Origin of the sequence: Spirosoma sp. SC4-14 (genome assembly GCF_037201965.1) — a bacterium.
In the GTDB taxonomy this organism is placed as follows: Bacteria; Bacteroidota; Bacteroidia; order Cytophagales; family Spirosomataceae; genus Spirosoma.
Genome location: NZ_CP147518.1, coordinates 5,247,898 through 5,261,118 on the forward strand (window position 1 = coordinate 5,247,898; position 13,221 = coordinate 5,261,118).

The following is a 13,221-nucleotide window of genomic DNA, read 5'->3' on the forward strand; positions in this document are numbered from 1 at the left end:
AGGCTCAATCTATTGGTATCTCTCTAAATCAGTTTTTGGCTGCCTGCTATCCCAACGGTAACAAGTAGCTACAAGAATCGTGCTAATGAGAACAACTGTATTGGTAGGAAATTGGCCCAGTACGGGATTCGAGTAGCCCATGAACGCAATTCCGACAAATTCGGCCAGAAAAGCATACATGGTTTTTATCAGCCACGGGTCTTTTAATTGCCAGACACGGTATATACCAATGCCCACGACTCCAATCAAGACAAGAATGTACAGCGTAACACCCACCCGTCCCGTTTCCATCCATAATTGCACATACCAGCTATCGGGTGCAATCTGAGCGGCCCAGTGCCAGGGCGAAAACCGCGACCCACCATCGGTCGATGTACCGATACCGGCTCCAAAGGGCAGGTCGCGTAGGTAGGTTTTCAGCTTGGCCTGGTTTTGCAACCGCAGAATAAACGATGGGTCGTTCATTGGTGTAAGGGCCGACCGCATTCGCTGAACCTGATAGTTAGAACTGCCAACACTGGTATACATTAGCAGTAGAATGAGCGGCACCGCCAGGATAACGCCAATAACGAGCTTCGTAAAATCGCGTTTTAACAGCAAATAGAAAGGAAAACCAGCAATCATCACAAATAACGCACTGCGCGTTCCCGAAACGGCATATCCCCAGAAATAAACCAGTGCCAGAAAAGCAAAAAACAGTTTGTTTTTGAGCGGTTTCTCTTCAAAAATCCGGATTACGGCAACCAGCGTTACGCCCGCCATTTCGGCACCAAACTGAGCGGCATCGGAATAAAACGAAAAACTACGCAACTGCCCGAACAGAATGTGGGTGGCCGCATTTCCACTATTCAGCCAGATCAGCTCGTTGGGAGTTAACCCAATATACTGTTGTTTGAACGCCCAAAGCGCGGCCAGAAACGACCAGGTGAGCCAGGTATTCACAAAAAAACGAATGTCTTTGCGAGTAATGGGTATCACCAGCACCATGCAGGCCACTTGTATCCAGTGCATCGAAAAAGGCCGAACATGAAAAAACCAGGCTGGTCGATACGGGGCTTCCGGGTTCAATAACTCAATAACGTTATACAGAAACCAGATGGCTATGAAGGCAAAAACCGGGCTTCGGAGCCGATGCCATTCCATACGCTTTCCATTGAGAAACAAACTCATCAGCGTCAGAAACAGTACACCATCGACCAGCAAACCGGCCGGAATCGAAGCAGGAAGGAACCGGGCAAACCCCACCGTGAAACCTAACTGAACATAGATGAACAGGCCAAAACGAGGCTCTCGCAATATGCCGATTACAATAGCTAGTCCAACCGGGCCAAGCACCGCCAACACCGCACCCGCCGGACCGACTTTACTGACCAGAAAGCCCGTTCCAATCGTATACAGCACACCAAGCAGGCTAAACAACCAGAAATAGTTGGACGACTCTTTCTTCAGTAAATAAGCCAACTGTGCCATAGTCTAACTAGTTATGCCAACGGCCGGTTAAGTCAGTGCATCGACGGCATTGGCCCGCCGAACTTTTTCCCAGGTTCCGGATTGGTTCCCGCGCAGATAGCGTACCAGGCCAGCCAGTGCACACACGTTCATGAACGTAAAATAGAACGGGACAAAAACTACCTTCCAGCGCATTTGCCGCTTTTCGAGCAAATAACCCAGCCAGGCTGCTCCATAAAAAAGAACCTGACCTGCCAGTAGCAAGCCCCAGCCCGTAAACCAACCGTCCCGAATAACCAGCCCCAGGTTTAAGAGCAAAATCAACGGCAAACACAAGGGCGTAACGGCCCATCGCATTACCCGGTGCGAAACGTATTCGAACGTCAGGACACCATACCGGAATGGGTTGAGTAAATGCTTCAGCCAGACAATCGACTGAAACCCACCGGCTGCAATCCGGATTTTCCGCTTTTGCTCATCCATAATCGAAAATGAAGGGCGTTCGAGCGCATATGCTTCTGGCTCATATTCAACCCGATAGCCACGACCTGCAATCAGCAGCGAAATCATGAAATCGTCCAGAATCGTGTTGGGCGATACGGGTTCGTAGAGTTCGGTGCGAACCGCAAACAGTTCGCCAGCCGCTCCTACAATGGTGTGTAGTTCGGCATCCCATTTTTTGAGTTGCGATTCATATTTCCAGTACAGCCCCTCGCCCGACCCGGCTGCCGACTCGCTGTCTGTTGTCTGAATGCGCTTTTCGCCCGCCACGGCACCCACTTTCGGGTCGCGAAAGTGCCGCACAATGTTGCTGACAGCATCCAGATTTAGTTGCGTATTCGCGTCTGTGAAAATAACAATGGGGGTTTTTACCTGCTGCATGGCCATGTTCATGGCCGCTACTTTACCCCGCCGTTCGGTTCCTCCCAAAATCTCAACACGATCGCCATAGTTGTCGCGCAGATAAGCTTCCGAATTATCGGTCGACCCTTCGGTTACGAACAGAAATCGGATATGCTCGTGCGGATAGGATTGGCCAAGCGAGTTGGCAACTTTGGCAGGCAGGCAATCGGCTTCGTTATAGGCTGGCACAATCAGCGTAACATCGGGCATAAAATCGGCCGACACATCGGTAACAGCAGGACGACGCGGACGCATACGAACCAGTGCCCACACAACCAGGCCATAACCCAGATAGGTGTATAAAACCAGCCCGACGCAGATGAGTAGTAGTACTTCCATACAAAAACGAATAAACCGAATCAAATAGCTACCGTTACGGGCAACGGCATCGATGAAGACTGTTTGGGAGTGTGTCTCAAATTCCAGACAATGGCATCTTTCACAGCTTTCAGGTAATCGGGTTGCCAGCGAACCGTATACTGAACCAGTGCTTTAGGCACCGCCACCAGAAAATAATACAGGTAAAAAATCAGCAACGAAATACCGCTTACATTCCGGCGCATGAACCACAAACGATTACGTATATGATAGTACGCTTTCATCGGGTTCATTTTTCCTACACTCATCGATTCACGGTGGTAAATAAGAGCCGTTGGCTGGTAATAAATTGTAAAACCAGCTCGCCGTATTCGGGCCGACCAGTCGAGCTCTTCATAGTATAAAAAAAAGCTTTCGTCCAGCAATCCGGCCCGTTCCAGCACGGCCCGACTAACCATCATGGCTGCCCCATGAGCAAAATAGGTTGGCCCTGGTTTGTTGTACTGACCGGTATCGGGTTCGTTAAGACCTATAGCCCAGGTTCGGCCCGTAAACTCATTGAGCGGATGATAGCCTGCATACTGAAGAATCGTTGGCTGATCGTAGTACCGAATTTTAGGGCATACGACACCTATGTTAGCATCAAGCAAAAATGGTTCCAATAATCGATCGAGCAAATCGGGAGTAACAATCGTGTCGTTGTTCAGCAGAAACAGATAATCGCCCTTGGCATATTGAATACCCAGATTATTCCCTCCGGAAAAGCCCAGATTTTCGGGGCTTACAATTACCTGTACGTTTGGATAATTTCCCTGTTCAATCCGACTCGTTGGGTCTTCGCGCGAGCCATTGTCGACCACAATTACTTCAAAATCTGAATAGTCCAGTTGCCGGGTCGACTCCAGCATGTCGCAGGTTACTACCGCCTGATTGTAGTTAACAGTGATCAGAGAAATCAGGGGTCTTATACGTTTTCCTTCTGCCATACTGCCTTGAGCGTTTTCAGAAGAATCAGCATATCGGTGCGGAATGAATAGCGTTTAGCATACAGCACATCGAGTTGAATCCGCTCCATATCCGATACTTTCGACTTACCCCGTTTGGTCACCTGCCACAACCCAGTGAGGCCAGCCGGTGCGGCAAAACGCCGGGCATACCCAATAGTTGTCAGCTTTTCGGCTTCGTAGAGCGGCAATGGGCGATTTCCTACAAACGACATATCCCCCTTAAGAATATTGAAGAGCTGCGGCAACTCATCAATACTCGTGTTCCGCAGTATTTTACCCAGCCGGGTTACGCGAGGGTCTTCCTTAAATTTGGTGAACATGGCTTTCTCTTTCTGTTCACGCTGATAAAGGACCTCACAAATCTGTTTCTGATCCATGTATAAGGGTCGCTGGCATTCGGTACCGGCCAACTGGCAATCTTCGCAACGCTCATCGGCAGGTTTCTCGGCCGGAGCTTTGTTATACATATTTTGCGAAGCCATACTGGCCAGCATCTGATCGGCATCGGTCCGCATGGTGCGAAATTTATACATATCAAATATTTTAAAGCCCGTTCCAACACGTTTGGAACTGTAGAAGATTGGGCCTTTCGAATCGAGTTTGATCAATATAGCCACCACCAGCAACAAAGGCGATATCATCAGCAAAATAAACAGAGATAGTCCAATATCGAACAACCGTTTTCCAACGGGAATACGTACGGATGCCGATTTCGACTTGGCAAATCCACTTTTGCTATATTTCTTTTTCTGAATCAGGTAGTTTAAACGGGTCCGTAAATCGGCTTCGGCATAATTAAATGGAAATGCATCTACAACATGTCCGTGATAAGGATCGGCTGACAGATCGATATTTTTACGATCGGTCAACAGCATTACCGGCAAATTAGACCAATCCCGTTTTGTCATTAATCTGTTCAGAAACGCGATGCTGTCCAGCCGGTCGTTATAGAGCACCATATCTACAGGCTCTTTACTATCCAGACGTGCCAGCGCCAGGGGGCCGTCTGGCGCAACAACGATGTCAATATCAGCACCAAACATTTGCCTAAATGCCTCCACAGACCGGTCGTTGTTCTCAACATAGAGCACGCGAAACGGTTGTTGTCCCTTTTCTTTTTCTTCCTGCATGGCTACAACTCATTTAGGTATGCTTCTTCGTTCTAATTCGAAGAACCGGCATTACTGGCTTCGGCACGACGCAACACGGCCAGGATTTTGGCTTTCACCTCAATGGGATTAAAAGGTTTAACAACATAGTCGTCGGCCCCAAGTTTCAGGAAATCAATTCGGGTAGCACTGTCAGAATAAGTAGAAAGGATTATGATGGGCAGTTTGTGAAAAAGTGGGCTCGAACGCAATGTTCGAATCAGGTCTTTGCCATCCATGTGTGGCATCTGAATATCAGATAAAATAATATCAACCGGATTACCCTCCTCGATCCAACTTACAGCTTCGATACCATTTTCTTTAGTAATCACCTCAAAGTCATCTTTCAGGGTCTGTCGGAGAACTTTACGGATGAAGGGGTCATCTTCGGCAATTAATACATGATAAAGCGACTTCATTTTGATTGTATTATTAATAATTTGGAAGCTCAGTACCCTAAGTAGAAATAGGGTCTTTTCCGCATCTGTAAAGATAATTAATTGTTTACTATCCAATGATAATGAACAATAAAAATGGAAGTATAAATCAAAAATTTAACTCATTATTTGTTATACGGCATACCTAATACACAGTTTTTGGTGGATATGATTACTACATGCGTAACAGAAAAAGAAATCAAAATGTTACCAATATAAAATAATTAACAATTAAAATATGTATTAATAAACCATAAACACAGTTTTGAAACCATATAAGTAGACAAGAATTTAGATAAAAAATAGCTATAGTATAGCTTACCTGTTCCGTAAATCATTAATCTTCGCTCAAAATCTACTCGTATACGGATTAAAGGATAGCCACACACCGAAAACACTACGTATTAATACTTAGACAAAAAATGAATAACTAAGTAACAGCTACCATTTGTTTTACGGCTACCGGCTTTTTGTTTCTGTTTGTCCGAACGTTTTTGTCAGGATCATAAATCAGCTTTAGATCCAATAAGCTTTAGCTTAGCCCGACTACTGGCTGACTGGATTTTTCCAGTAACACTTACCTTATGACTCATGGAAAGTCTAATGAATTTGTAATCTTTGACGATTCACTGAATCTTTGCACCACCGAGCATAACCATGTGTTCTCTATTCAAAAGAATTGATCAGTTTACCTCCAACGGTAGTTGTTCGGTACGATCAGGCCTTATTTTGTCGTTTATTGGATACCTGCCGGACTGAGTGTTACCACCTCGTATATAATTGTGGGTAGCACTTACTGAACCGAACGGAAACAATAGTCTGCTCGGTTTCCATCTTATAATGCGATTCGCTTATGTGGTTATCAATTGCCCGTGGCATACTAAAGCTGCGGTTATTCTGGCTCAGTATTCTCATTCTGGTTACCATTGGAATGGCCTATCTGGGCACTCATTTACAGCTTTCGTATCAGCTTGCCCGCGTTTTACCGCTATCAGATACCACTCAACAGCACTACGAAGATTTCAAACAGCGTTTCGGGGTCGATGGCTCTGCCATGGTTATGGGCTGGCAGGATAAACGCTGGTTTGAGCTGCCGGTCTATCAGGCCTGGTACGATCTGACTCAGGATATCCGCAACCTGAACGGGGTGAAAGATGTACTGTCAACAGCACGACTGTATACGATTGCCAAAAAAGATACCAGTTGGGGTATTAATCAGGTGGTTACCAAACGCCCCCAGCGCCAGCAGGAGGTCGACACGCTGGAAAAACAGATTCTGTCGTTGCCTTTCTACAATGGCCTACTCGTCAACTCCGAAACCCACGCTACCCTGATTGCGATTTCGCTCGATGAGAAAAAACTAAATACCAAAGAGCGATTGGGCATCGTAGCAGCTATCCGACAACGAGGAGAAGCATTTGCAAAAAAAACCGGCATAACCGTACATTATTCGGGTCTCCCGTCGATCCGGACAGAAGTAACCAAACGGGTTTCGGGCGAGATGAAACTCTTTATGGCGCTGGCAGCCGCCGTTACGGGATTAATTGTCTGGATACTGTTTCGATCATTAAAAGTGGTGATGCTGTCGCTGGCGGTGGTGCTGATGGGGGTGTGTTTTGCCATTGGAACAATTGTTCTGTTTGGCTATGAAATTACGTTGCTAACGGGTCTGGTGCCTCCCCTGCTCATTGTTATTGGCGTTCCTAACTGTGTTTTTCTGGTTAATAAATACCACGCCGAACTGGCCGAACACGGGCAAAAACAACTGGCGCTCGAAAATTCGATCCGGGAAATTGGGTTAGCCTCGTTCCTGGCAAACGTAACAACAGCTATTGGCTTTGGGGTGTTTTATTTCACCAACAGCCGCCTTCTGGTCGAGTTTGGGCTGGTTGCCTCCGTCTGTGTGTTAGCCGTTTATGTGATTTGCCTGCTGATGGTTCCTATTATTCTGAGCTATCTGCCCGTACCGAAAATTCCGCAACAGGAATCGACGCAGGTAGGTGCCTGGCAAAAGTTATTGACCCGCATTGATGGCTGGGTCCATCATAAACGACCATTTGTTTATGGGTTGATTATGGTCATTACCTTAGTCAGTGCACTAGGCTTACCAATGATCAGGGTTGAGGGCTTTGTGGTCGATGATTTGCCGAAAAATGATCCGGTCTATACCGACATGCGGTTTTTCGAAAAGGAATTCAAGGGTGTTTTACCCTTCGAAGTGATGATCGACACCGGAAAACCGAATGGTATTCTGTCGGGAACGGGCGAAGCGTTATACAAAATCAGAGCGCTGGAACGGATTATTGGCCAGTATCCTGAGTTCTCGAAACCCCGTTCGTTAGTCGATGCCATTCGCTTTGCCTACCAGTCATATCGGGGTGGTGCCCCCCGATACTATGTATTACCGCCCGCCATGGCCCTGCGCGACATGGCTTCTGAGGCTCCAATCGGCACAAAATCGACAGCAGCCGCACGGGCATACGTCGATAGTAGCCAGCAGGTTGCCCGGGTGAGTTATCAAATGGCCGACATTGGGTCTATTCGGATGCAGAAAGTGATGAGCCATTTGCAACCCCGCATCGATTCGCTCTTCCGCGATACGAACTATAAGGTGAGCCTAACCGGTCATAGTCTGGTATTTCTAAAAAGTAATGACTATCTACTGGGCAACTTATACGAAAGTCTGGGCATTGCCATTCTGCTGATTGCCCTGGTCGGCATGGTTTTATTCCGGTCAGTTCCCATCATTCTGCTATCGAAACTTCCCTGTCTGATTCCTCTTTTGGTAACAGCCGGAATTATGGGGTATGCCAACATTGCCTTTAAGCCATCAACCATTTTGATATTCAGCATTGCATTTGGGCTATCATCCGACGGAACGGTTTACTTTCTGACCAGCTACCGCCAACAGTTACAAAAAGGGCTTATTCCGGCAGCAGCCATTACGGCAGCGATCCACGAAACCGGCGTCAGTTTAATTTATACAGCCTTAATTCTGGCGGGTGGTTTTTCTGTCTTTGCCGCATCGGGCTTTGGCGGAACGGCGGCCCTAGGTGTTCTGGTAGCCACTACCGTACTGATGGCCTGCCTCACAAACCTGATTTTGCTACCAGCCCTCCTGCTAACCCTGAAACGATACCGGGTATAGCGTGAACGTGCGAAAGACAAACTGACGTATAACCCATTAATGTATAATAAGTTAACCACTTAATTCATCTAACCTAATTCTGCGTGATTGCTTATTTATTTTATTCGATAAATAACCTAACCAGGAACGCTCTGTCACTCATTAACTAATCGTCCGCATTGTATGTCTCAGAAAAAGATATTGATTGTAGAAGATGACCGGCGTATTGCGCAGAATATCAGCCGGGGCCTACAGGATGAAGGTTATCTGACGGAGGTTGTTTATGAAGGACTGAATGGCCGTCAGGCAGCTATTCAGCCGGATGTTGATTTGTTGATTCTTGATCTTAACCTACCAGGCTTAAGTGGCTTTGAGGTATGCCGGTCTGTTCGAACCGAACGCCCAAAGTTGCCCATAATCATATTGTCGGCACTGGGCGAAATAGAAGATAAGGTTGAAGGACTCACGTTAGGAGCCGACGATTATCTTGTAAAACCGTTCGATTTTCGGGAGTTGATTGCCCGCGTTGCCACCTGCTTTCGTCGTCTGGCCCTTAGCACCAATACGGGAGCCGAAAGCGAAGAAGTATGGCAAATAGCCAACCTGACTGTTAATGTAACAACGAAGGAAGTTCGGCGAGGCAATGTAATCATCGACCTTACGGCCAGAGAGTTTGCATTGCTCGAATTCATGATTCGAAACAAAGGCCGCGTACTTCCCAAAGCCGATATTGCAGAAACCGTCTGGAGTCTTAATTTTGATCCTGGCACGAACGTCGTTGAAGTATATATCAACTACCTGCGTCGTAAAATTGATCGCGATTTCGAGCCAAAACTTATTCATACCCGCCCCGGTATGGGCTACGTCTTAAAAGAGGAAAAGGAATAAGCACCGCATGACGATCCGCAACCGCATCGCCCTACAGTTTTCGCTGATTGTAGCGTCAATCCTGGTTGTTTTCTCAGTCGTAATATACTCCGTTTCAGCAACCTATCGCCGGGAAGAGTTTTATGAGCGGCTGAAAAGCAAGGCTCGCACAACCGTTCGTTTTCTGGTTGAAGTGAATGAAGTGGACCGTGAGTTGCTCAAAATTATTGACCGCAATACGCTGACCGCTCTTTTCAATGAAAAAGTACTCGTCTTCGACATCCACAACCAGTTGATTTATAGCAGCGTAGATGACCAGGTCATTCATTATGATGCCCGGCTGCTGGACGAAGTTCGAAAACAAGAAGAGGTAGAAACATACAGCGGCAACAACGAGCTGGTTGGCCTATTGTATCAGCACAATGGTCGTGATCTGGTCGTGCTGGCCTCCGCTTACGACCAGTTTGGGCGAAGTAAGCTGGCCAACCTTCAGCTTACACTAGGCTGGGGGCTGTTAGGAGGGCTCAGTGTTACCATTGGACTGGGCATTTTCTTTGCGGGCCAGTCGCTTCGTCCCATCAGCCGAATTAACGAACAGGTATCGGCCATCACTGCCCGAAATCTGCGCCAGCGGCTCGATGAAGGAAACCGCCAGGACGAAATTGCCCGGCTGGCCATCAACTTCAACGATGTGCTGCAACGGCTCGAAAAAGCGTTTGAACAACAGCGCAGCTTTGTTTCTCATGCCTCACATGAACTACGTACACCACTGGCTGCGCTTAAATCGGAGATTCAACTGGGCTTACGTCGTCCACTGAGCGTTTCAGAACATGAAGATGTACTGGTTAATCTGCTATCGGACACCGATCGACTGATTGGCCTCACAAACAGCCTGTTATTTCTGGCCCGAACGCTCGAATCGATCCAAACTGTTCCGTTTCAGCCCGTCCGGATCGACGACATTGTGTTTCTGACTAAAGATGAATTAGTGAGCGCCAAACCGTCCTATCGCATCGAAATTGACTATAAAAACATTCCCAATAGTGAAACCGAAACGCTGGTTAACGGGCACGAAGATCTGCTGAAACAGGTATTGCTCAATCTATTCGATAATGCCTGTAAATACTCCGCCAATCATGTAGCTCAGGTACGGATCAGCACTGACGCACACAACTGCCATATTACGGTTTATGACCAGGGTATTGGTATCTCCGAAACCGATCAGCAACACATCTTTGAGTCGTTTTACCGAGCCACCAACGCTCGGGTTTATGAGGGTTTTGGTATTGGTCTGTCAATCTGTTCACGCATTGTTGAGCTTCACCATGGGTCTATTTCGGTGGAAAGCCAGTTAGGCATCGGCAGTACCTTCACCGTGTCGCTGCCGCATGTATAGTCATTGATTATTCGTCAAATGACTATTCCCCAATCGCTTCTAATCTTTTTCTAAGCTATTTCTAACTCTCCCTTAAGGCTCCTCTAAGTCGGCTGTAATTGCCTGTTCTGACCTTTGCAATCGTAATAATCCAGTACTAATGCGATTGCAGCTACTTTTCGTTTTTCTTCTCTTTTCTCAGTATGCCCAGAGCCAATCGGCTTTGCCCACAAGCCCTGCATCATCAGATTCGCTCTATCTGACCTTACAGCAGGCCGATAGTTTATTCCTCAAAAAAAACCTACAGCTTCTGGCCGAGCGATTTCGGATCGATGCCAGCCAGGCGCAGGTTATTCAGGCCAGTCTGCGCGACAACCCAACCGTTACGGTCGAACTAAGCACGTATAACAACGAAACCCACCGAGTGCTGGATGTGGGTCGGCAGGGGCAAAAAACCGTATCCATTGAGCAGTTGCTCTATACGGCTGGCAAACGGAACAAACGAATTGCTCTGGCCTCAGAAGCGGCCCGGCTGACGGGGCTGGAAATGCTCGATTTACTACGTGGACTTCGGTTCGACCTCCGAACCCGATTCTATTCCATTTACTTTCAGCAGCAAACGCTGGCCCGATTCGATCAGCAGCTTGCTACACTCCAGACAACCGTTGCGGCTTACGAAAAACAGTACAATCGCAACAACGTATCCCTGCGCGAACTGCTCCGGTTAAAGGCTTTGCTTTTCCAGTTCAATAATGACCGGACCAGTATCGTATTCCAACTTGCCGACGACGAACAGGCACTGCGAACGTTGCTATCGGTCGAAGTACCCATCAGGCCGCTGGTAGACGAAAGCACCCTCGCACGCTACAGGCTTCCGGCCCAGCCCGACGACTCACTTCGCCAGTTGGCCCTGCGCAAGCGCCCCGATCTGCTGGCTACCGAATCGCTAACCCGACAGGCCGAATTAAATTACAATCTGCAGCGGTCCCTGGCCATCCCCGACGTCCGTATAGGCGGGGCATATGATCAGGCCGGAAGCTACATTAATAACTACGTCGGACTATCGCTTTCGACCGATATTCCGGTCTTTAATCGCAATCAGGGCGCTATCCGGGCAGCTCGCAGTCAGATAGGTTATCAACAACACCTCCAGCACCAGCGCGCTATTCAGATCAGCAACGAAATTAGTACTTCTCTGCAAAAAGTTCGCGAGGTAGAACGCCGGGTGCAGGGAGTAGAACAGCAGTTTAGCGAACAGTTTGAGCAGTTGAACCAGGGGGTAATCATCAACTTTCAGAAGGGCAACCTCACTCTGCTCGAATTCGTGGACCTCATTGAAGCCTATAACGATAGCATTCAGCAACTCAATCGGCTCAAAGCCGACCGTGTAGGAGCCTATGAAGAACTCAGCTATCTGGTTGGCGAAGATCTGTTTATGTAAACCCTAATTCGGCCAGATGCTAGGTCTGGCCAAACAACATCATGAAAACCAATTTTCTGCTACTCATCATTGGCCTCGCGGTTCTGGCTGGCTGTGAGCCGAAACCCGCTCACGAAGAACAGGAAGCCTTCAGTTTGTCGGATGCCATGATGAACCGAATCAAACTCGATAGCGTGATAACGCAGCCGGTTCGAAGCGAATTAACGCTCGTCGGCAAAGTAGTGGCCGACGAAAACCGGGTAATTAAGGTTTTTCCGCTCGTTGGTGGCAGTGTCGAAGAAGTTAAAGTTGAACTGGGCGATTATGTCCGCAAAGGGCAGACACTGGCCTCTATCCGTTCCAGCGAAGTAGCCGATCTGGAACGGCAGAGCATTCAGGCCAATGCCGATCTGTTGCTGGCAGAAAAAAACCTACGAGTTACTCAGGATCTGTTCGAAACAAAACTTACCTCCCAGCGCGAAGTGGTGGCAGCCCAGAAAGAAGTAGAGCGGGCCCAGGCCGATGTAAATCGGATCAAAGAAGTTTCCAGAATTTACGGCATCGGCAAATCATCGATCTATACGGTTAAAGCACCCATCGACGGCTACGTTATCGAAAAAAATGTTAACCGCGATATGCAACTCCGCTCCGACAATGCCGACAACCTCTTCACTATTGGCCAGATCAGCGAAGTATGGGTGCTGGCCAACGTCAACGAAAGCGATATTAGCCGGGTTCGGCAGGGGATGGATGCCTCTATCCAGACCCTGAGCTATCCCGACGACGTGTTTCAGGGACATGTCGATAAAATTTATACCGTACTCGATCCTAACACCAAAGCGATGACCGTACGGATAAGACTGCACAATACGAGCATGAAGCTTCGACCCGAAATGCACGCTACGGTTACCCTTCGCTACACCACGGGGGGCCAACTGGCAACGGTACCAGCCAGTTCTATCATTTTCGACCGCTCCAAACGCTACGTGCTGGTTTATCGGGATCGCTCTACAATTGAAACACGGGAAGTTGATGTGTTTAAATCGCTGGGCAACGTAGCCTATATCAGTAAGGGAGTTAAACCCGGCGAAAAAGTTATTTCCAAAGATCAGTTGCTGGTCTACAACGCGCTGAATAATTAGCATAGGGTATAGGGCGTGGAGTTATATC

General features: G+C 47.8%; 10 protein-coding genes. 5 read left to right on the forward strand and 5 right to left on the reverse strand.

Annotation, left to right across the window (positions count from 1 at the left end; genetic code table 11):
- Window positions 1-9 precede the first annotated feature (9 nt).
- The 5 genes from WBJ53_RS21445 to WBJ53_RS21465 are packed head-to-tail and all read right to left on the reverse strand — an operon-like array spanning window position 10 to window position 5,244.
- Window positions 10-1,470: an O-antigen ligase family protein gene (locus WBJ53_RS21445; protein ID WP_338869933.1), complete on the reverse strand. Its 1,461-nt coding sequence runs from the start codon at window positions 1,468-1,470 to the stop codon at window positions 10-12.
- Window positions 1,471-1,497: 27 nt separating this feature from the next.
- A complete protein-coding gene (locus WBJ53_RS21450) occupies window positions 1,498-2,691 on the reverse strand; it encodes a glycosyltransferase family 2 protein (RefSeq protein WP_338869935.1) in 1,194 nt (397 codons plus the stop codon).
- Between the two features lie 20 nt (window positions 2,692-2,711).
- A complete protein-coding gene (locus WBJ53_RS21455; RefSeq protein ID WP_338869937.1) occupies window positions 2,712-3,656 on the reverse strand; it encodes a glycosyltransferase family 2 protein in 945 nt (314 codons plus the stop codon).
- Window positions 3,635-4,807: a sugar transferase gene (locus tag WBJ53_RS21460; RefSeq protein WP_338869939.1), complete on the reverse strand. Its 1,173-nt coding sequence runs from the start codon at window positions 4,805-4,807 to the stop codon at window positions 3,635-3,637. The genes WBJ53_RS21455 and WBJ53_RS21460 overlap by 22 nt, the downstream gene beginning before the upstream one ends.
- 32 nt (window positions 4,808-4,839) lie before the next feature.
- On the reverse strand, window positions 4,840-5,244 hold the full coding sequence (locus tag WBJ53_RS21465) for a response regulator transcription factor (protein WP_338869941.1): 405 nt from the start codon (window positions 5,242-5,244) through the stop codon (window positions 4,840-4,842).
- Between the two features lie 871 nt (window positions 5,245-6,115).
- Between WBJ53_RS21465 and WBJ53_RS21470 the strand changes: the two genes are divergently transcribed.
- The 5 genes from WBJ53_RS21470 (at window position 6,116) to WBJ53_RS21490 (ending at window position 13,193) form a co-directional block, all read left to right on the forward strand.
- Window positions 6,116-8,410, forward strand: coding sequence for an MMPL family transporter (locus WBJ53_RS21470; protein ID WP_338869943.1), 2,295 nt, complete (start codon window positions 6,116-6,118; stop codon window positions 8,408-8,410).
- 162 nt (window positions 8,411-8,572) lie between these two features.
- On the forward strand, window positions 8,573-9,277 hold the full coding sequence (locus WBJ53_RS21475) for a response regulator transcription factor (protein WP_338869945.1): 705 nt from the start codon (window positions 8,573-8,575) through the stop codon (window positions 9,275-9,277).
- 7 nt (window positions 9,278-9,284) lie between these two features.
- Window positions 9,285-10,652 (forward strand): HAMP domain-containing sensor histidine kinase, encoded by a 1,368-nt coding sequence (locus tag WBJ53_RS21480; RefSeq protein WP_338869947.1) that lies wholly within the window; start codon window positions 9,285-9,287, stop codon window positions 10,650-10,652.
- 139 nt (window positions 10,653-10,791) lie between these two features.
- Window positions 10,792-12,072 carry a TolC family protein gene (locus tag WBJ53_RS21485; protein ID WP_338869949.1) on the forward strand — a complete coding sequence of 427 codons (1,281 nt, stop codon included), beginning with the start codon at window positions 10,792-10,794 and terminating at the stop codon, window positions 12,070-12,072.
- A 41-nt stretch (window positions 12,073-12,113) separates the two neighbouring features.
- On the forward strand, window positions 12,114-13,193 hold the full coding sequence (locus tag WBJ53_RS21490) for an efflux RND transporter periplasmic adaptor subunit (protein ID WP_338869951.1): 1,080 nt from the start codon (window positions 12,114-12,116) through the stop codon (window positions 13,191-13,193).
- The last annotated feature ends 28 nt before the right edge of the window (window positions 13,194-13,221 follow it).